Source organism: Gilliamella sp. Pas-s95, from assembly GCF_009795795.1.
GTDB lineage: Bacteria > Pseudomonadota > Gammaproteobacteria > Enterobacterales > Orbaceae > Gilliamella > Gilliamella bombicola.
In genome coordinates this window covers 110,232-130,682 of sequence record NZ_WTFC01000001.1, presented here as the reverse complement: position 1 = coordinate 130,682, position 20,451 = coordinate 110,232, and the positions used below count along the sequence as shown (strand labels likewise).

The following is a 20,451-nucleotide window of genomic DNA, read 5'->3' as shown; positions in this document are numbered from 1 at the left end:
ACTAGATACGATAAGTTAGAAAGGAATTATGCCAGTATGGTATCACTGGCATTTATGTTAATGTGGCTGCCAATGTATTGTTGAGCAATTTATGTACAGCAAAGATCAACAGCCCCTAATCAAGAGGTTATAATTTGATCGCTTACAAAGCAATGGAATGCTCATTAGTTGGGCAGCTGGTTATAAAAAACGAAATAAAAAAATTTTAATTGACAGGGTGATCGAAATGAGTTACCAGATATGGTATCTGGCCTGCCAAACCTGCGCCTTAAATCTTTTTCAGTTTTGCTGTAGTCAAAATCAGATACAGTTCTTATTTTTATCACCGAAGTCATTTCGCTTAGCGAAATCGGCAACTTTACCGGCAGGGTTATCGCCAAGGTCAAGGTGCTTACCTTTTCTATCTAAATTACCAAACTTATTTAGATTAACTGGATTCTCATTGTTCTTCGTGGCATTGTTGCTGTCATATACACAGAGTTCTGTGGCATGTTCACAGGCATTAACGGCGTGTACTTCAAGGACAATAGAGGGTAGTGCCCCGTATTTAACGTTTGATGGTGGCCAAACAAGGGCCACATCAACGGATAGTTTGTTGTCTATCAAATTGCAGGATGGTCAAGTCATCACGCCGTCTACTAATACATCAAGTGTATCAAATCCAATAAGATTACCTTATGTAGGGAATACTCTAAGTCATATAGACATGATAGTCCCATCATCGGTTAGTTCAGTGAGTATAAGTGATTTGGTCACTAGGTATAATTATTGGCGTGATGATGATGGTGATGGTCAGGGTACAAATGGAGTTACCGCATCAGGGAATATATCGGTATCATTTACGGATAATAATGGTAATACAGTAAGTCGTAGTGATGCATTAGATAAATGTAAGGCTCCTTATAAGGTAACCTTAAGAAGTACAGGGGGATATTTACAAACACGGTACGGAGTTCCTAATAGGACTGATTTTAGCGGTCAGACGGTGACATATTATATCAATCCGTATGACAGTAGTTCTGTTGTTTGTTACTTTGTGAGTCACGCAAGGCCGATTACTTCTTATGGCTCAGGCGATTCCGCCGGCCCAGCTGACATATGGGATTTTCATAATGGTTTTTTAACTCAGTCTAATGATTCTTCATCTTACGACCGAAATTTTCCTACAACGGGTGCTGATGGGTTGTATTTTGAGTTAGAGATGCCTGCAGGAGTGGATGGAAGTCGGTTTACGTGGTCTCCTGTTACTCGTGGTGGAATAACAGCTACAGTCAACTGGACGTCAAGTGGGACGAAGGTAACATTAAGCGGTCCTAAGGCTAATAGTACTCAGATAAATTCAAGTAATCCTAGTCCGCTTACTCCGTTGCCATCTTTGCCACAGACCTTTGAGTTGGTTGGTAGGGATAGTAATAGTAATGAGGTGAAGTATGGATTTGTGTTAAAGCAGTGGTTCGTCAATCGGGTTAATAAACAGGATACACAGTCTAACCAAATATCTTGGTGTAGCAGTTTGGGTTATCGTTTGGCACGGGTAAGTGATTTAACTAACGCGAAGTGTGGTATATCTTCTTCATTCCCTTGTGTAAATGGTATAGATAGCGGCACGCCTAGTTCATCTGTTAATCGTTACATGCGTTACATAGGTGCTGGTTTTTTCGCGGAGTGGGGCTGCATGTCCCGCTACGCTGATACGGGCTTCGTCGGCGCCTATTGGACAAGCGACAACCGGTTCACTGCCAACTCGTTCTACGGCAACGTTGACAGCTACAGTGTCAGCCGTCGCCATTACGCTGTTTGCATCGCACCTTAGCTTTTATATCTTATTCCTTAATCCTTAGGCCGCGGGGGCGGTTATGGTGCAGATAGAGGATAATCTAACAAAGAATAAAGCCCCTGCATCAGTTGGGGCATTTTCCCTTAGAGTTGCGCTGTTGCGAAGCCACCATCGCGTCACCCCCCCAACGCTGAAAGCGTGGCCGGCAATTCTAGTGATTACGCTGTAGCCGGTTTAAATTTGTGGTCTATTTATAGTACAGCAAGGTTTCGGACGTTTTGACCTTGGGTGGACAAAATAGCTATCGTGACCACGTCCGAGCAAAGGGAATTAAAGCGAATTCCCTTTGCAATCGCACGCTTGGCGTCAGAATGTGGCCTGCGGCTACCCGACGCCGGCGCTCGGTCTTAACGCACCGGCTATTATCCGTTCCAGACGGAGAATAGCCTCGCCAAACATCCCTGTTTGGCGTGCTAACCTCGCTCTGTTGTCGGCACATTCTGATGCCGGAATAAGACAGACAGCATAACCTTTGGTGTTTTTTTGAGTTGTTTTTGTATTAAAAATCAATACAATTAAATCCAAAAAACGGTCAGAAAAGGTATTGATTTTATTGGGTTTTTTTATTTAACAATCTTTACCCAAAAACAAAAAAAAAGGCTGCAAAGCAGCCTCTTTCCAGTAAAATAATATCACCAATACTATTTAACTACATAAAAGTTAACATCGCGAGTATTTCTGAGAGCATCAACGAATTGCCTCAATTCTTTGCTATAAGTTTTCTCAGGATCGTTTGCTTCTGTACATTTGTCTTCTGAACCATAGCTTTTAGCCATTGCATCATTTGATGCCAAATTGTCGTATGGTTTTGTAAAATCACTACCTTTTAATGTCATAAGATGATTCCAATCATTTAACAGGCCTTCCATATATTGGCGACCGGCTTCGCATTTTATGTTATTTAAGTCAATCTTAGGAATAACATATTGGCTTATCTCGCTGAACTTTTTAGGATTGTAAGGGAAGCTAATGTCTTCTTGTTCATCTTCTTTTAAGAATTCAATAAAGTCGCTTTCACGATATAATTTTCTATAACGTTGTTGATAAGATTGGTTTTTCTTTAATTTTAGGTCTTGAGTTATTTCTTTTGGGAAAGGCTGATCATAAGAATAATCCCAATGATATTGGCTGTGTTCAATAAATACATCATTGATTAATTTTGCTGGCATTTCTATTTCTTGCTCTTTACCATCAATAATGGCTGGGATGCTATTTATTTCTCTGTTTTCTCTTAAGATCTTTTCGTATTGTTCATCATTCATCTCAGAGGTTGAATAGATGACTGTGTATAAGTAATAGTTACTTTGTGTTGGGTTAATAAGACCTAATTCGCCAAATTGAGCCGGTTTTACGACAAAATTGAAGTCGTCATTATTATACGATAAGGTATGTTTGCCGTATTCAAATGTATAATTAATACCTGATTTGGCTGGAATAGTTAATTCTTTACCATCAATAGTGACTTTTATTTCGTTAGCAGTAGGATTGTCAATCCAACGGTTGATACTAGATTGGTTAGCACCAAAACAACCCACAAGGGTTAAGCTTAAAGTTAATAATAAACAATATTTTATTTTCTTCATCATAATGATTTGTTATAAGTGTTGATTGAAATATGATGCTATCATATTATGGATAAAATTGTAGTAATTTTAGTTTTTTTTATGTAAATTTTTATTAAGACTATAACCAGTAAAAGTAGCGAGAATCTATGAAATTAATCGTCGATAATATGAGTTGTCAACATTGTGTTAAAGCAATAACAAAAGCGATCAATGATATCGATCCAAAGGCAAAGGTGACTGTTGATTTAATCAAGCACGAAGTTGATATTGCAAATAGTACTATCTCTCAAGAAGCCGTAATTGATGCTGTTAACAACGCTGGCTATGACTTTGTTAGGATTGTGACACCTTAGCGAGTTTTTATCTCGTTATTTATATTGCTATTATTAGCAGGATATATAATATGAAAGAAAAAATATTGAGTATGACAATAGCTGTCGTAGTTTGGTTTGGTGCGGTTTTTTTTGTTAATGCTTATCAGATTGAGTGCCCACAAAAAATCGACGTTAAAGAAAAAGTAGAAAAAATGCCCGAAGGATGGGAGGTTTTTGAGAAAGATAGTCTGAGTAGCTCTTTTCATAGCATGATTGTTTATTATGATAATCCTTCTAGAATGGGGGCTTTAAAACCAGCAAAAGGAACGGTTGATGGTAAGAAACATGAGTTAATATGGGAAGTTAATCACCATACAGACGTTGAACCTTATTATGTCAGTTGCGCTTACAGTACAAGCAGAATTGAGTTAATAAAAAAAATTGATTTATCAATGAAAAGTTGTTGGGCTGACTACTCTAAAAATGAACAAGGAAAAAAAGGGACACTTACCTGTAGCACAAGTGAAGCAAAGGACTTGTATTAGTTAAAATATGGGATTTGTTGTTATATGTAATAGCCGATAACTCAAATCCCACTTAGCCTGTTTATTGTGCGATTACCACCAGCGGTAAAAATGGTGCGTTGGTCCAATCCCTTTCCCTATATTTAAATCGTTAGCATGACTAATTGCGCCGTGTAGGTAATTTTTGGCTTGGGCTATTGCATCTGGCAAGCTGTTTTTAGGTAATAATGCGGCAATCGCTGCGGATAATGTGCAACCAGTGCCGTGGGTGTTTTTTGTTTGAATGCGTGGGGCGGTTATTTTAACTGTGTTATTTTGAGTGATTAAATAATCAGGGCTTTCATTGCTGAGCAAATGTCCTCCTTTCATTAATACCGCTTTACAGCCTAACTTGAGTAATTCATGCCCTTGCTTTTGCATGTCATCTTCAGTTTTTGCTTCGTCACAATCAAGTAGCGCGGCGGCTTCTGGTAGATTGGGAGTGATGATGGTTGCTAGGGGTAGTAAAAGTTCGCGAATGGCTGTGATGGCGTCAGGTTTTAGGAGCGAATGCCCCCCTTTGGCGACCATGACGGTGTCTAATACGATGATCGGGATTGGATTGCTTTTTAGCAGGTGGTGGACGGTTGTGACTATCTCTTTATTCATCAGCATGCCCATTTTTACGCTATCAATTTGAATATCTTGATAAAGCGTATTAAATTGGGCTTCAATAAATTCTGGCGAGATCGCTAATACCGCATCAACCCCTTGTGTACTTTGTGCCGTTAAGGCCGTAATGACCGACATGCCATAAGCGCCGATTGCAGAAAAGGTTTTTAAATCGGCTTGAATACCTGCGCCACCGCTAGGGTCAGATCCAGCAATGGTTAATGCAATTGTTGTCATAATAGTATTTCCTATTTAGCTTGCTTGATTTTGTTAATAAGCGATAACGTTGCTTGTTGAATATCTTTTTTGCCACAAATAGCGGAAACCACTGCAACACCATCAATGCCTGTTTGGATGACATTAGTTACATTGTTTTCATCAATACCACCAATGGCAACAGCAGGGCGCTGCTTTAGTTCTACTAACTTGGTTAACTGTTCGGTTCCCAGTGCGGCCGTTGCATCTTTTTTGGTTGTTGTTGGAAATATAGGACCAATACCAATATAATCAATCAGTTGCCAAGGAGTGGTATCAAGTTGTTGGCGATTAGATATTGAAAGCCCTAACCATTTATCTTTGCCTATGAGTTGGCGAGTGACATCGGCAGGTAAATCACTTTGTCCAATATGTACGCCATCGGCATTAACTGCTAAAGCAATATCCACATGATCATTTATAAATAGTGGGATAGGTGTATCACTTAGTGCTTCTTTCAATGCTAATGCGGCTTGATACCAATCTTTACCTGCCAGTTCTTTTTCTGATCTTAACTGTATAGCGGTTACGCCGTTTTTGACTGCAATTTTTGTTGTATTGACCATACCACTAATACCACCACAGAGTAGTGGATCGAGCACTAAATAAAGCGTTAAATCCAGTTGTTTTTTCATCTTCTATCCTTATTAAAGTGATGGATTAAATAGTGAGAGTTGATCTAATAGGGATACCGCAAAGGTACCTAATCCTTGCTGTTTGTTGGCAAGTTCAGCGGATTTTTTCATCATAAAACATGCCGAGGCGGTAGCAGATAAAATGTCAGGCGAATTGGCTATAAAGGCTGCTACTATGGCGGATAACGAACATCCTGTTCCAGTCACTTTTGTTAACGCTATATCACCACCTGTTATGTTATAGATGATGTTGCCATCGGTGATGTAATCGATATCTCCTGTCATTGCAACGATAGTTTGATATTTTTGCGCAAGCTCTTTGGCTGCGTTTAAAGCTGATTGGGTTGAGTCTTGACCGTCAGGCCCTTTTGCCGATGAGTTTTGACCATTTAGTGCTAATATTTCTGAGGCATTACCACGTATTACCGTTGGTTTTAATGATAATAATTGATATGCAATTTCAGTACGATAATTAAGTGCAGGTCCTACAGCGACGGGATCGAGTACCCATGGTGTTTGTGTTTGCTGAGCTTTAGTCGCAGCTAATAACATGCTTGTTGCTATATTGCTGTGAACGGTGCCAATATTAATCAGTAAACTATCGGCAATGGTAACAAATGTAGCAACTTCTTGCTCGGCAACAACCATTGCCGGTGATGCGCCAATAGCGAGTAGTATATTAGCGGTAAAATTTTGGACTACATCATTAGTTATGCAATGCACTAGCGGGCGTTGTTGTTTAACGTGGTGGATAAAAGAGGTTGCTTGGTTAGTTGGGAATGATTTGACTGCTGGCATATTTATTTCTTCCTTATTATCTTTGCATGTTGGGAAGAATTGGCCAATTTTGTGATTTGATGGCTTAGACTTCCCTACGCTGGCATAATCCAGATCAGGTTCAACGGGTAAAATCTCAGTTTTTTGTTGAAACAAAAAACACCCCGAGTCAAAATTTATTTGGTTATTATGAACTGACTATCTATTTTTAACAAGTTATTGTAATAATTTTTCGATGTCGGTAATTGCCTTTCTATCTGGTAAGAAGATGATAAGGTGATCGTTGTCTTCAATAGTTAGATCGGTATTGACAATAATGACATCCTCACCACGGACTACCGCCCCAATGGTTGCACCTGAAGGTATTTTTAAGCTGTTAATATTTTTTCCAACTAGTCTTGATGTTTCACTATTACCATTGGCAACAATTTCGACAATTTCGGATTCACCTTGTCTTAATGAAACGACTTTAACAACGCCAGTTTGTCTTACATGGCTTAGTAGCTCTGAAATGGTGGCGTGTTGTGGGGAAATTGCAATATCAATCACACTATCATTAATCAGTTCAAGATAGGCTTGGCGTTGAATCAACACAATCACTTTTTTAGCCCCCATCCTTTTGGCTAGCATGGATGACATGATATTGGACTCATCATCACCGGTGACAGCAATAAACAGATCAGTAAGTTCAACTTGTTCTTGTGAAAGCAATTCTTGATCCGATGATTCTCCGTGCAGAACTGTGGTATTAGTAAGTTGCTCAGCAATTAATTCGGCACGTTCGGCATTGCGTTCGATTAATTTTACTTGATAGTCATTTTCTAAACGCTTTGCTAAAGTGACTGCCACTCCACCACCGCCACTAATGATGATTCGTTTATAAGGCTTTTCTAAGCGTTGTAACTCACTCGTCACAGCTTTGATATTAACTGGTGGGGTGATGAAATAAACCATATCACCGGCTTCAATTAGGGTTGATGCTAGTGGACGTATAAAGCGATTTTTGCGATAAATTGCGACAACCCGTGCTTCAACATGGGGTAAGTGCTCTTTAAGCCCAGAAAGTTCACTGCCAACTAAAGCACCGCCATAATAGGCGGTAACAGCCACCAAACAGACTCGATTGTCATAAAAAGATGCAAATTGTAGCGAACCCGGATATTGTACTAATTGGCTAATATGATTAGTGATAAGGTTTTCTGGGGCAATAATATGATCGATGTTTATGCAGTTTTTTTTGAAGCAGGGGTAATTTTCGTCATTGTATTCAGGCTCTCTAATACGTGCTACTTTTTGTGGAATGTTAAACATCACATGCCCAATCTGGCAGGCTATCATGTTGATTTCGTCAGAATTAGTAACGGCAACAAGCATATCGGCTGATTCAGCGCCTGCGTCTTTGAGCACTTGTGGATAGGACGATTTACCACAAATCACCTGTAAATCAAAACGTTCTTGTAGTGATTGTAATTTATCATGGTCTTCATCAACCACTGTGACATCGTTTTGTTTTTCGGTAACTAGATATTCAGCAAGCGCACTACCTGTTTGTCCTGCACCGAGAATAATAATCTTCATAACTAATCCGTATATTTACATGGCTTTAATTATTGCCAATTTTCTTAGTCTATTAAAGCCATTGCATACTGTTTTATTTTTAGTAATAATCCGTTATTGATTTGGCAATTATACGAAACCGATTGCATCATAGACCTTTTTCAATGTTGGTTCGGCCTTTGAGCGTGCTTTTTCGGCACCTTCTTGCATAATTGAAAATAAGTAACTTTCGTCATCACGATACTCATGATATTTGGTTTGCAAGGTGGTTAGCATGTCAATGACTTGCGTTGCTACTTCGGTTTTTAAATGGCCATACATTTTACCTTCAAACTCTTTTTCAAGTTCGGCGATCGGTTTACCTGTGACACCGGTCAAAATATCAAGCAGGTTTGAAACGCCAGCTTTATTTTTTATGTCGTAACGTACCACTGGTGGTTCGTCAGAATCGGTCATTGCTCGTTTGATTTTCTTTTCGATCTCTTTAGGATTTTCAAGTAAGCCAATGACGTTATTGCGGTTTTCATCTGATTTGGACATTTTTTTTGTTGGTTCTTGTAATGACATAACGCGCGCGCCTACTTTGGCAATAAATGGTTCTGGAATAGTAAAAATATCGCCATAAAGTGCATTAAAGCGCATAGCAATATCACGCGATAATTCAAGATGTTGTTTTTGATCGTCGCCCACAGGTACTAAGTTTGCTTGATAAAGCAAAATATCGGCAGCCATCAGTACTGGGTAATCAAATAAACCGGCATTGATGTTTTCAGAATGACGAGACGATTTATCTTTAAATTGGGTCATACGGCTGAGTTCGCCAAAATAGGTGTAACAATTTAATGCCCAGCCTAATTCGGCATGTGCTGGGACGTGTGATTGTACAAAAATAGTGCTCTTTTTTGGGTCAATACCGCAAGCTAAATAAAGCGCTAGTGTATCTAATGTGGCTTTGCGTAGTTTGTTGGGATCTTGGCGTACAGTGATTGCATGTTGATTGACGATACAATAAACGCAATCATATTCACCTTGCAGAGCCACCCAATTTTTTAACGCACCTAAATAGTTGCCAAGTGTTAGTTCTCCTGATGGCTGAGCGCCACTAAATACAATCGGTTTACTCATAATTTGTTCCTAATTTATGCTAATTATTTTTTTGCATCAGCTTTTGGCTGAGGTAATAATGTTAATATCTCTTTAAAATCATCCAATAAAAAATCAGGATTGCTGGTAGCAATCGAAACACCATAGTTATAGCCATAGCTTAATGCAACGGTTGGGCAATTGGCATTTTGTGCTGCAGTGATGTCGTTTTTAGAATCACCAACAAATAGGAGTTGATCACTAAACAATCCAAAGGTTGCCATAACTTGATATAAAGGTGCTGGGTGTGGCTTTAATTTAATGACATCACCCCCACCAAGTACTAATGAAAAGTACTCTTTTATACCTAAAGAAGTCAGTAAGGCTGGCAAAAATTGTGCCGGCTTATTGGTGACTAATGCCAATGGGTATTGGCTGTCATGCAGTGTTTTTAAGGTTGCTTTGACGTGAGGGAATAACTTGGTTTCGGCATCCATTACTTTATTATAATGTTGATTGAAAAGGTTTTTTGCTTTTGAAAAAAGTTCGCCAGAAGGCGTGGTGCCAATTGCATTAAATACCCGTTCCAACATAATATCAATACCATTACCTACAAAGTTTTTGATCTGTTCGTTGCTGATTGTCGGTAAGGTTAAGTCGGACAACATTTTTTGTGCCGCTAGTGCAAGCCCCGGTACGCTATCAACAAGGGTACCGTCTAAATCAAAGGCGATTGCTTGAATGTCATTTAGTTTATGCATGTGTCACTCCTGCTAACTCTTTACGCATTGCATCAATAACAGCTTTATAATTCGGTTGGTTAAATATAGCTGATCCAGCAACAAACATGTCTGCACCGGCTTTGGCTATTTCTGCAATATTTTCGACTTTTACTCCGCCATCAACTTCTAAACGAATATCGCGCCCAGACTCTATAATACGCTGTTTTACTTGTTGTATTTTTTTGATGGTGGAAGGTATAAACGATTGCCCACCAAAGCCTGGATTAACACTCATAAGTAAAATGATGTCAATTTTATCCATAATATAATCTAGACAATCAAGCGGTGTTGCTGGGTTGAGTACAATACCGGCTGTGCAACCATGATCTTTAATTAACTGTAATGAACGATCCAAATGTACAGTGGCTTCTGGATGAATTGATATGTTGGTTGCGCCTGCTTTGGCAAAAGCGGTGATGAGTTCTTCAACCGGTGATACCATTAAATGGACGTCAATAGGTGCAGTAATGCCATATTCTCGCAGTGCTTTACAAAACATGGCTCCCATTGTTAGGTTTGGTACAAAATGGTTATCCATGACATCAAAATGGATAACATCGGCCCCTGCATCAAGCACTTTTTGAGTGTCTTCACCAAGACGAGCAAAATTGGCTGATAATATTGATGGCGCAATAATGTATTTTTTCATAACCTACCTCTAATAACTTTCATTATAGTTAAGCCTGTTTATGGCTTTTTATATAATGCTAAAATCTCATCGATTTTTTTGCGACCTTCACCTGCGCAACTAATTGAGCGTCGCATTTCTGCTCGATATAGTTGACTTGCTTTGCTGTAAAGGGTCATCGTGTAATCAGTATAATGATTAGACACTAGCACTGGTATATTTTTTTTATATGCCATGGTTTCGGCTAATTTTGATAAGTTTTTATGCTCTTCAAATCCAAATATATTTGAATAGTAAGCTGTAAAACCCGCTGATTCATTTGGGGATATATAGGGCGGATCACAATAAATTACTGAATTTTGTTTTGCTTGCTTCATTACTTCGTAATAAGGTGCACAAATAAACTGGGCCCTTTGCGCTTTTTCTGCAAAAAAGTAGAGTTCTTTTTCAGGAAAATAAATGGTTTTATAACGTCCAAATGGTACGTTAAAGAGTCCCCTATTATTGTAACGGCATAGACCGTTGTAACAATGTCGATTTAAATAGACAAATAAAAGTGATCTAAAATATTGGTCTTGACTACCATTGAATACATCACGCAACTGATAAAATGCATCAGGGTGGTTATTTTGAGCAGTAAATAGCAATCTAAGGTCATGAATAAAGTTATCAGGACTAGATTGTAATAATTTAAATAATGAAATTAAGTCATGATTGATATCCGCTAAAATATAACTTTTGTAGTTAGTATTTAAAAACACGGAGCCAGCGCCGACAAAAGGTTCAATCAGTTGATCGCCTTCTGGTAGATACCGTTTAATTGTGTCTACAAGCTCATATTTTCCTCCAGCCCATTTTAAAAAGGCTCGTCGCTTCTTCAACGGATACTCCTGTTTGTCTTTGCTCGGATAAATAAACGATATCCTTGATTATTTTGCTGCTTTTTCTTTATTAATTGTTGCACCAGATTTAACCCATGGTTTGTCTTTTTGTAGTGCACTTGGTAAAGACTTGATTGCTTTATGTGCTTCTTCAGATGATGAGTAATTGCCTTTTATTAAAATATACCATTTTTCATTATTACGTTTAGTTTCATAAATTTGGTAATTAGTTATTTTATGTTGGTTAATAAATTTTTTTAGTCCATCAGCTGATTTAGATGCTGTAAGCTGTATGCTATAACTGTTATCTTTTAGCTTTAAATTATTTGTCGTAGTTACATTTTTATCAGGTTTATGATGAGATGTTTTTCCATTGATGTTGACTTTATCTTCTCTAGTTTTAGTCGGATTTGCTTTAATGTTATTTGAATTGGCAACACCATTTGTATTGGATGGTGGTATAACCGGATTGGTTGGTACCTCTGGTCTATCTTTTGGATTGCCATTTGAATTTAAATTATGGTTTACATCATTAGGTATTTCGGAACTTTGCTTGTTACCTTGTGTGTTTGGCTCTGCATTTTGTTCTGAGTTGGTTTGTTCCGTATTCATGGACATATCATCTTGTCCATGTGTAACGGAGTCATTTGGTACTTGCGCTCCTTCAACACCATTAATTTCTGGTGGCGCTAATGGTGTTGGTTCATTTTTGTTTGAAGAGCGAAACAAAATTAGACTAACCAATAATAGAATAATGACAACTGCCAGACCAAGTAGAATGCGCTTTTTCTTAAAACAATCTTGTAGCAATTTTGGTAATTTTGATGAGAGTATAGCGCCTTTATTAGGTTGTTCAGATATATAACGATCTTCTCTATCTACACGCATTTCTACTCCTTAACCTATTAGTAGGTTCATTGCCTTGCTATAACTTGCCATCGTAAGTGAAAATGATGGTTTAAATTTGCTCTATTTGATCAATGATATAACCAGCAACACCTTTGGCACTTTGTTCATCAGTCTTAATTGTAATATCGGCAATTTCTTCATAAAGTGGTTCGCGTTTATCGGCTAGCTCTTCGTAAAGTTCACGCGGGGTGTTACTACCTTGTAATAGTGGGCGACGTTTATCTTTTTGTGTTCTTGCCATTTGCTTTTCAATTGTTGTTTCAAGGTAGACAACAATTCCACGAGCGGATAATCTATTGCGTGTTTCTTTAGATAAGACAGAACCTCCACCCGTCGCAAGAACGACGCCTTGTTTTTCTGTCAATTCATTAATGACTTTTTCTTCTCTGGCACGGAATCCTTCTTCCCCTTCTAGATCAAAAATCCATGCGATATCAGCGCCTGTACGTTTTTCAATCTCTTGATCTGAGTCAAAAAAATCCATGCCTAACTGTTGTGCAATTTGTCGGCCTATTGTGCTTTTTCCTGCCCCCATTGGGCCAATTAGAAAGATATTTCGCTTTTCTGCCATTGTAGTTTCATCATCTATTAATTTTGGTTAAAATATACAACACAATATCAATGCGCTATAACTTTATAGTGTTATTCGCGTTATCACTGTGTAACTTTTCTTGGATCTCCGTCTAACGACAAAAATTTAGGTCGGTAATTATCTCAATAGATAGCACCTTTTGGCAATAGGTATTTATCAATAGTTTTAGTTAATACCCGCTTGGTGCAAATCATGGATGTTTAAAGCGCCTACTAATTCGCCTTCGCTGTTAACAACGGGAGCTGCGGTAATGTTATGATCATTAAATGATTTTAGTGCTTCAACCGCTTTCCAATTTTCAGGGATGCGATGTCCAGGGCTGGTCATAACTTCCATAATGCTATCTTGTAATGTACCATTTTTTAATAATAATCGACGTAAATCACCATCGGTAAATACGCCAATTATTTTATTGTTATCTTGACAAATTGCAACTAACCCCACACCTGTACGGCTTAATTCTAGCATAGCATCAAATACTGTTGCAGTTTGTGAAATTTTCGGAATTCGATCGCCGGTACGCATTACATCTCTCACATGGTTAAGTAATTTGGCTCCTAAGCTACCAGCAGGGTGAGAGCGTGCAAAATCTTCCTCTTTAAAGCCCCGTGCACGCATTACAGCGATAGCAAGTGCATCACCCATTAACAATGTGTTGGTTGAACTTGATGTCGGCGCAAGTCCCATTGGGCAAGCTTCTTTTTCAATTGAAATATCAAGAATGGCTTGAGCTGATTTTGCTAGTGGCGAATCTAATCCCCCAGTAATAGCAATAACCGGTACATTCATTTCGGCAAGAATAGGTAAAATTAAATTAAATTCCTTGGCTCGGCCTGAGTAAGAAATTAAAACGGCTACATCGTTTGGTGTAACCATCCCTAAATCGCCATGTAAGGCTTCCGATGGATGCATAAAAAAAGCTGGACTACCGGTACTTGCTAATGAAGCGGCAATTTTTTTACCTATGTGACCAGACTTTCCAATACCTGAAACAACCACTTTGCCTTTGGTGTTTAAAATAAGCTGACATGCGTTAACAAAATCGTTGCCTAGTCGATCAGGTAATTTTTGCGCTTCGTGTATCTCTAATTCAAGAAGCTCTCGACCATATTGTAATAATTTATCCATTTCAATTAGCCTATCGAATGAAAATAAGTGTTCCGTGAATTTATAACCCGTTAATAAGGGTAAAACGATTATAAAATTTCAATTGATACCAGTTTAACAATTAACGGTTGAATATTCAAAAAAGTGTGCATTTTAGTATCAATATCTACTTATTATTGTTTAATAATCTAAAACCCTAAAGCGACTTTTATTCCCAGTGTTATTAAAATGACACCTAGTAATTTATCAATGATAAATTGAATTTTAAAATAACGGCGTTGTACGCTTTGTGTTTGAAAAATCAACACGACAAAAGGCCACCAAAATATAGCTTCAATCCAAATAATCAAGGCAACGATGAGTTTATCAAATGTTGATGATTCTGCATTAAGTACTTGAGTAAAGGTAGCTAAAAAAAACAACGTTGCTTTAGGATTAAGTAAATTACATAAAAAACCTTGCATAAAGGCTGATTTTTCTGAAATTGATTGTTTTGTTTGTTGTTTACCTATATAGGTCGTATTTGGTTTTGAGGCAATTAGTGCCTTTATACCAAGCCATATTAGGTAAGCAGCACCCGCATAACGTAAAGCATTATAAAGTAGCGGTGTGGCGGTGATAAGCACTGCAATGCCTGCAACACAATAGCTCATATGAACCAAGATGGCAATAATTACGCCTAAACAGGTGAGTAATGCCATTTTGCGGTTATAACTCAAGCTGTTTTTTAACACCAAAAAGAAATCAGGTCCAGGCGATATCATACCTAAAAAACTAATCGTAGCGACTAAAATTAATGTATCAAATGCCATTTTGTACGCCTATTTGAACACTTGTGCTGAGTTATTGATCGTTGCAATATTGGATTTATTTTGTTCAATAAACTGTTTTTTATCAAAATTAGGCTTGGTTAAATAATCAGTCAAAAATTTGGCATTACTTTCAATTTGTGCGCCGTTTAAAATTAAACGCGGCAAATCTATTTGATAAATGGTCTGATCAGGCGTTTTTTGTAGATCTTGTGTGCGTGCATTTGTTAATAAATAAAGTTTGCGTTCTTTTTGTGAAAGACGATTGATTGTTGGTGTGCCAGAACCCATCATTAAATGATCTGGAAAAATGTAAAATACCGTATCTTCTAAAATACCTGCATCTTTTAAATGTTGGATGAAAAGTCCTAAGTTATGATCTAACGATGCTGCAACAAACGACATGTTATCTGCTTTGGGGGAAATAACCGATCGCATTCTTTCATCATCAAAACCATTTGGTGCATGGGTTGAAACAGTCGAAACAAACAAAGCAAAGGGTTTGTTTGCTTGGCGCATTTCGCCAATTTGTTTTTGCGCAACATCAAAAATATCTTTGTCATACAATCCAAAAGGTGCTGGTGGATATTGCCCAACATAGTTTTTTTCGGAAATAACTTGCATACCAAACAGCTCCGCAGTATGGCCAATGCCAGCAAAATCGGGGCTTGCCATTACATAACGGGTTTGATACCCCGCTTGTTTAAGCACATCTCCCAAACTGACTAAGTTTGTTTTATCTGCACGCATTAATGGCGATGTGGTGTAGCCGCCAATTAAAAAAGGCATACCAGTCATATAAGTATACATCGATGCGGTAGTCCAACTGCTACCAGGGCTCATTGGCATATTGGCAAAAAAGGTATAATCTTGGCGAAGTTGTCGTAAATTAGGCGTTATGTTGTCAAAATCAAAAAAGCCTTGTTCAAACGATTCTAAAGATAGCACAATAATATTTTTACCCTGATGGCTAACAAGCTGATTTTTATTAGTATAGTTAGTCATGTTGAGTGATTGTAACGCTTGATCAAATGGCTTACGAGGGGCACTTGTCACTTGATAAATTTCGTATAAACGGCTTAGTGGTCCATTGTGATAACTAATTGATACAATTGCTACAACGGCTAATAATAAACGAACAATTAAAGGGCATTTTCGTTTGCACCAATTCGCTAGTTTTGATAGCAAAAAAATAAGGGTAAAAAAGACGACAATAACCAAAGCAGCTTGTAATTTGAAAATAAATAGCCCTTCAATAATGTCATTAACGTTTAAATTCACATAAAACTGATAATCAATAAAGCCACCACTAAAGTAGATAGAAGTGAGCTCCATTACGATAAAGACCGTGAATAATGTTATGCTTAAAAATTGCCACTTTTTTTGTTTAAAAAATGTGGCAAAAACAATTGCGATAATAAAAAGTGGTAAAACAATCAGTGTTGATAATGGCATAAAATGTGTTACTCAATTTACTCAAGAATCAATTTTGCTTAAGTATATACTTAATGCGCAAAAAAATAAAAATATCGGTTAATTTCGTATTATAAAATGCCAATAAAAATAGTGTTACTATGGGGAAAAATGATAATTGTTACTATTTGATGTTGATAATTGATGTCATTCGCAATAAGATATCCCTAGTCCATTATTATAATGTCAGGGGTTGCTATGCCGTGTTTTATACGGAAAGTCATTGCCATTTTATCTTTATTTTGCTTTTCTTTTTGTTATGCCGATATTACATTACCAACACCACAAACTAGAGATGGCATGAGTTTGTTTGAAAGTTTGAAAAAGCGCTCTTCAACGCCCGGAGGCGGTTTCCCTGTTGGTCAAGTGGCTGATGATGAACTTTCAACTGTGCTTTGGGCGGCAAGTGGTTTAAACCGAGGCAAAAATGGTTGGACTGTGCCAATGGCTAATGGTAATTCTCCTTACGTACGAATTTATGTTGCCGGTGAAAAGGGCACTTTTTTATATGAGTGGGAAGGACATTATTTAAAAGAAATTAATAACAAAGATATTCGTGCTGATATTGGTTTACAAAATTTTACTAAGCGAGCGGCTTATTCGTTGATTTTTGTGTCAGATGCGCGTGCATTTACGGATATCAATCCAGAACAAATTACTAACTTTAGTTACACAGCTGTTGGTGCAATGAGTCAAAATGCCTATCTAGCTGCGACAGCGTTGAAATTAAGCGCCCGTTATATTCATTCTATTAAACCAGACGTCATCATCCAAGAGCTAGAATTACCCGAAGGCAGTAAACCACTTGGTATGCTTTTATTAGGAAAATAAGAGGTAATAACGGGATATGAAAAGATTTATTACACTTACTTTGCTTCTTATTGCAAGCTTGATGGCCTTTGCACCATCGTCTTATGCGGTAGAAAAAAAATATGAAAGTTGGAATGCCATTATTAGTGAAATGGATGTCATTTTAAATGACGCTTATGATATCTATTTTATGAAAGATGTTGAGCGTGCCAAAGCTCGTGTTAATAATGCCTATTTTGGCTTTTATGAAAAGCACGGAGTAGAGCGTGCTGTTATGTCTTATATTTCGGGTAAGCGTGGCACTGATACTGAATATCAATTTGCTAAAATTAAGCGGTTGATGAGTGATGGTGCACCAAATAAAGCTGTTCGTGTTGAGATAGATACAATTTTAAAAATGTTGCATGAAGACGCTAACGAATTGGATGGCAAAAAAGAGAGTGGTTGGGGCGTTTTCTTTGCTTCATTTATTATTATATTCCGAGAAGGCTTAGAAGCGATTTTAGTCATTGCAGCAATTTCAGCTTATCTTGTTCGTTCTGGGAATATGCCAATGGTGAAAGTAGTTTATATGAGTTCACTTGCTGCTGTTTTTGCCAGTGTATTTGCTGCGATAGCACTTCGATCTGCAATTACAATCAGTGGTGCTAATCAAGAAATTATAGAAGGTTCGGCAATGTTACTTGCAACAGTGGTGTTGTTTTTTATTAGTAACTGGATGTTTTCTAAAGCCGAAGCTGAAGCGTGGAAGAGTTATGTCCAAGGTAAAGTGCAAACAGCAATTTCATCAGGAAGTCGTTTTGCATTAGGTTTTGCCGCTTTTTTAGCTGTTTTTCGAGAAGGTGCTGAAACGATCTTATTTTATCAAGCCATGTTAGTTGATGCTCAAGATCATATGGATAAGGTTTGGTATGGACTAGCCGTTGGAACAATTGTGTTGGCAGTGATTTTTATGGTGATTCGTTTTGGCTCAATGAAACTGCCGATTAAACCATTCTTTATTGGTACTAGTATATTAATGTATGTTATGGCAATTGCTTTTGCTGGTGGTGGAGTGAAAGAGTTGCAAGAGGCTGATATTATTTCGGTTACTCCTGTTGATTTTGTTCATTCTGTTGAGATTTTAGGTATTTATCCAACACTAGAGACATTAATTCCACAAGTCATTATGGTGTTTATTGTGGCGTTTGCAGTTATATATTACACATTTAAGCGTAGTCATAAAAATTATAAGAGTTAACGGATTTGCCACCAATAAAATAGAGACAAGCCTTTAGGAATATTCGTTAAAAAAGTTGTTAAAAAGAAAGTGAAGGAGTTTTCAATGAAAAAATTAGTATTATCGGCGGGTATTGCTTCAATACTTGCGTTATCTTCGTTTGCTCACGCAGCAGCGCCGGCGCCAGGTGAACAAAAAGGTTTTGAAGAGTTCCCAATCGGTGATGAAGTCACTGTTGGTCCATTACATATTGGCGCAGTTTATTTCCAACCTGTTGATATGGAACCGGCTGGAATGGGTGGTTTGCCAGCTTCAAAATCAGATATGCATATTGAAGCAGATATCTCTGCTGCAGAAGGTAATAAATTAGGTTATGGCGTTGGTGATTTTGTCCCTTATTTGACCGTTAAGTATAAAATACAAAAAGAAGGTAGCGATAAAGCGATCGAAGGTAACTTTATGCCAATGAACGCATCGGATGGCCCTCACTATGGTAATAATATTAAACTTGATGGTGCAGGTAAATATAAAGTCACGTTTACGATTGAAAATCCTGAAAAACAAGGTTATTTATTACACGTTGATAAAGAAACAGGGGTAGAAGGTCGCTTTTGGACTAAACCGATTGAAGTTTCTTGGGACTTTGATTATATTCCACGTGCATGGTAATTGTGTTTTAAACACTAAATATAATTATATTTAATAGTCAATTATTGGTGAGCATTATGCTCACCAATAACATTTGTAATCACTAGGCAATGAATATGCTTCAATACCTTATCAATATTACCGATAATACTTTCGTTCCGGCCATGATGATGGCACTACTTAGTGCAGTAGTTGTGAAATCAATACCTAATCATAGTAAAAAAATTATTTTATTCGGTTTTATAGTAGGATTTGTTGCTGCCTTAGTCTATGCCGTTTTAAAACGCAATACGGGTTTTGCTGTTCGTGAATTTTATGATCTCGGGGTAATTATACCTTGGGTTATTATTGCTGTACCCGTTGTAATAGGTATTTGTTTACAAAAATCTACTGATAATTGCATTGGACGTGTTGGCAATGCTGTATTGATAGTGCTATTTGTAGTAGGTATTGGCTCGATCAGTGCTCAATATTTACCTAATTTAATGCTTTATCCGTTCGAATTTGCAGTTGGTATGGATTCTATCTTTAATCATGACTACTTATTTAAGTGGGTAGGCTATGGGTTTGCTCTGCTGGTTATTTTGTTAACGGGGCTGTTTGTTTATCGTGCTTGTGGTCGATTGTCGACTAAATTTGTTTTTACCATTACTGCATTGTCGATTATTATTTTTGCTATTCAAAATAGCATTAATATTTTACAAATTTTAATTGTTAGACGTTTTATTTCAACACAGCCTTGGATGATGAAGTTGGTTATTTTCATTCTTGGACATGTTAACTTTTTTATCTTTATTTTTATGGCTATTGTGCTTTGTTTAGCCATTGCTTTATATATCAAGTCTAAAACAACCTCGTTAGTGGGTAGTAATCCAGCTCAAATTCGCAAACTAAAAGCGCAATTACACAGCAATAGAAGAAGTGCCTTAATGATTATGGCGGGTACCGTAATCACTGCTTATACTGTAACGCGTGCGCGTTATATTTTTGAAAAAGGGGTAGAGCTTACACCAGCTGAGCCAGTGACCACTAATGCCCATGGCTTAATTGTTATTCCCCTTGATCAAGTGAACGATGGTAATTTACATCGTTATGGTTATAAAACAACGGATGGTACTCTAGTTCGCTTTATTATTATCAAAAAAAGCGAAAATGCTTATGGTGTTGGATTTGATGCTTGTGATATTTGTGGTGCAAGTGGTTACTACCAACGCGGTAATCAAGTGGTATGTAGTTTGTGTGATGTAGTTATGAATATTGCAACGATTGGATTTTCGGGTGGGTGTAACCCTGTCCCACTTAAATACGAAATTATTGACGGCAATATGGTGATTCGCCCTGCGAATCTTGAAGCAGAAAAAAGTCGTTTCAAATAAAGCGTATTAAAAGGAATAG

Annotated in this window: 21 protein-coding genes, 1 pseudogene and 1 riboswitch; of the genes and pseudogenes, 8 read left to right on the top strand and 14 right to left on the bottom strand. The window is 37.6% G+C overall.

Annotation, left to right across the window (positions count from 1 at the left end; translation table 11 throughout):
• Positions 1-84 (top strand): annotated as a pseudogene (locus tag GQ598_RS00695) (IS5/IS1182 family transposase); the annotation flags it as partial.
• A gap of 142 nt (positions 85-226) precedes the next feature.
• Positions 227-1,813 carry a hypothetical protein gene (locus tag GQ598_RS00690; protein WP_160401900.1) on the top strand — a complete coding sequence of 529 codons (1,587 nt, stop codon included), beginning with the start codon at positions 227-229 and terminating at the stop codon, positions 1,811-1,813.
• 665 nt (positions 1,814-2,478) lie between these two features.
• Here GQ598_RS00690 and GQ598_RS00685 read toward each other — a convergent pair.
• Positions 2,479-3,423, bottom strand: a complete 945-nt coding sequence (locus GQ598_RS00685; protein WP_160401899.1) for a hypothetical protein — start codon at positions 3,421-3,423, stop codon at positions 2,479-2,481.
• A 125-nt stretch (positions 3,424-3,548) separates the two neighbouring features.
• Here GQ598_RS00685 and GQ598_RS00680 point away from each other — a divergent pair, with 125 nt between their 5' ends.
• Both GQ598_RS00680 and GQ598_RS00675 read left to right on the top strand, forming a co-directional pair.
• Positions 3,549-3,755: a heavy-metal-associated domain-containing protein gene (locus GQ598_RS00680; protein ID WP_091346246.1), complete on the top strand. Its 207-nt coding sequence runs from the start codon at positions 3,549-3,551 to the stop codon at positions 3,753-3,755.
• Between the two features lie 50 nt (positions 3,756-3,805).
• Complete coding sequence (locus tag GQ598_RS00675; protein ID WP_160401898.1) at positions 3,806-4,261, top strand: STY0301 family protein; 456 nt, start codon at positions 3,806-3,808, stop codon at positions 4,259-4,261.
• A 72-nt stretch (positions 4,262-4,333) separates the two neighbouring features.
• Here the strand turns inward: GQ598_RS00675 and thiD are convergent, their stop codons facing one another.
• The 13 genes from thiD to GQ598_RS00610 all read right to left on the bottom strand — a co-directional run bounded on the left by thiD (position 4,334) and on the right by GQ598_RS00610 (position 16,361).
• Complete coding sequence (gene thiD / locus GQ598_RS00670) at positions 4,334-5,128, bottom strand: bifunctional hydroxymethylpyrimidine kinase/phosphomethylpyrimidine kinase (RefSeq protein ID WP_160401897.1); 795 nt, start codon at positions 5,126-5,128, stop codon at positions 4,334-4,336.
• A gap of 11 nt (positions 5,129-5,139) precedes the next feature.
• Positions 5,140-5,781, bottom strand: coding sequence for a thiamine phosphate synthase (thiE, locus tag GQ598_RS00665; protein WP_160401896.1), 642 nt, complete (start codon positions 5,779-5,781; stop codon positions 5,140-5,142).
• Between the two features lie 12 nt (positions 5,782-5,793).
• The gene (gene thiM, locus GQ598_RS00660; RefSeq protein ID WP_160401895.1) at positions 5,794-6,579 is read right to left on the bottom strand and encodes a hydroxyethylthiazole kinase; all 786 of its coding nucleotides are present in this window, start codon (positions 6,577-6,579) and stop codon (positions 5,794-5,796) included.
• A gap of 54 nt (positions 6,580-6,633) precedes the next feature.
• Positions 6,634-6,735: riboswitch (TPP riboswitch) on the bottom strand.
• 39 nt (positions 6,736-6,774) lie between these two features.
• Entirely contained in the window at positions 6,775-8,136 is a 1,362-nt protein-coding gene (gene trkA / locus GQ598_RS00655; protein WP_160401894.1) for a Trk system potassium transporter TrkA, read from the bottom strand.
• A 108-nt stretch (positions 8,137-8,244) separates the two neighbouring features.
• On the bottom strand, positions 8,245-9,240 hold the full coding sequence (gene trpS / locus GQ598_RS00650; protein ID WP_160401893.1) for a tryptophan--tRNA ligase: 996 nt from the start codon (positions 9,238-9,240) through the stop codon (positions 8,245-8,247).
• 23 nt (positions 9,241-9,263) lie between these two features.
• On the bottom strand, positions 9,264-9,959 hold the full coding sequence (locus GQ598_RS00645) for a phosphoglycolate phosphatase (RefSeq protein WP_160401892.1): 696 nt from the start codon (positions 9,957-9,959) through the stop codon (positions 9,264-9,266).
• A complete protein-coding gene (gene rpe, locus GQ598_RS00640) occupies positions 9,952-10,629 on the bottom strand; it encodes a ribulose-phosphate 3-epimerase (protein ID WP_160401891.1) in 678 nt (225 codons plus the stop codon). The genes GQ598_RS00645 and rpe overlap by 8 nt, the downstream gene beginning before the upstream one ends.
• Positions 10,630-10,667: 38 nt before the next feature.
• Positions 10,668-11,489 (bottom strand): Dam family site-specific DNA-(adenine-N6)-methyltransferase, encoded by an 822-nt coding sequence (locus tag GQ598_RS00635; protein ID WP_160401890.1) that lies wholly within the window; start codon positions 11,487-11,489, stop codon positions 10,668-10,670.
• A 48-nt stretch (positions 11,490-11,537) separates the two neighbouring features.
• Positions 11,538-12,377, bottom strand: a complete 840-nt coding sequence (locus GQ598_RS00630) for an SPOR domain-containing protein (protein ID WP_160401889.1) — start codon at positions 12,375-12,377, stop codon at positions 11,538-11,540.
• 70 nt (positions 12,378-12,447) lie between these two features.
• The gene (aroK, locus tag GQ598_RS00625) at positions 12,448-12,969 is read right to left on the bottom strand and encodes a shikimate kinase AroK (protein WP_091346226.1); all 522 of its coding nucleotides are present in this window, start codon (positions 12,967-12,969) and stop codon (positions 12,448-12,450) included.
• A gap of 186 nt (positions 12,970-13,155) precedes the next feature.
• The gene (gene gutQ / locus GQ598_RS00620; protein WP_160401888.1) at positions 13,156-14,118 is read right to left on the bottom strand and encodes an arabinose-5-phosphate isomerase GutQ; all 963 of its coding nucleotides are present in this window, start codon (positions 14,116-14,118) and stop codon (positions 13,156-13,158) included.
• A 167-nt stretch (positions 14,119-14,285) separates the two neighbouring features.
• Positions 14,286-14,909 (bottom strand): LysE family translocator, encoded by a 624-nt coding sequence (locus tag GQ598_RS00615; protein ID WP_160401887.1) that lies wholly within the window; start codon positions 14,907-14,909, stop codon positions 14,286-14,288.
• Positions 14,910-14,918: 9 nt separating this feature from the next.
• On the bottom strand, positions 14,919-16,361 hold the full coding sequence (locus GQ598_RS00610; RefSeq protein ID WP_160401886.1) for an LTA synthase family protein: 1,443 nt from the start codon (positions 16,359-16,361) through the stop codon (positions 14,919-14,921).
• Positions 16,362-16,577: 216 nt separating this feature from the next.
• On the opposite strand from GQ598_RS00610, the gene GQ598_RS00605 reads away from it, so the two are divergent.
• From GQ598_RS00605 to GQ598_RS00590, 4 genes are all read left to right on the top strand, one after another.
• Positions 16,578-17,210 carry a nitroreductase family protein gene (locus tag GQ598_RS00605; protein ID WP_160401885.1) on the top strand — a complete coding sequence of 211 codons (633 nt, stop codon included), beginning with the start codon at positions 16,578-16,580 and terminating at the stop codon, positions 17,208-17,210.
• 16 nt (positions 17,211-17,226) lie between these two features.
• Positions 17,227-18,429 (top strand): FTR1 family protein, encoded by a 1,203-nt coding sequence (locus GQ598_RS00600; RefSeq protein ID WP_160401884.1) that lies wholly within the window; start codon positions 17,227-17,229, stop codon positions 18,427-18,429.
• A gap of 84 nt (positions 18,430-18,513) precedes the next feature.
• Positions 18,514-19,077, top strand: a complete 564-nt coding sequence (locus GQ598_RS00595) for an iron transporter (RefSeq protein WP_091346214.1) — start codon at positions 18,514-18,516, stop codon at positions 19,075-19,077.
• A gap of 95 nt (positions 19,078-19,172) precedes the next feature.
• Complete coding sequence (locus GQ598_RS00590) at positions 19,173-20,432, top strand: Fe-S-containing protein (protein WP_160401883.1); 1,260 nt, start codon at positions 19,173-19,175, stop codon at positions 20,430-20,432.
• Positions 20,433-20,451 lie beyond the last annotated feature (19 nt).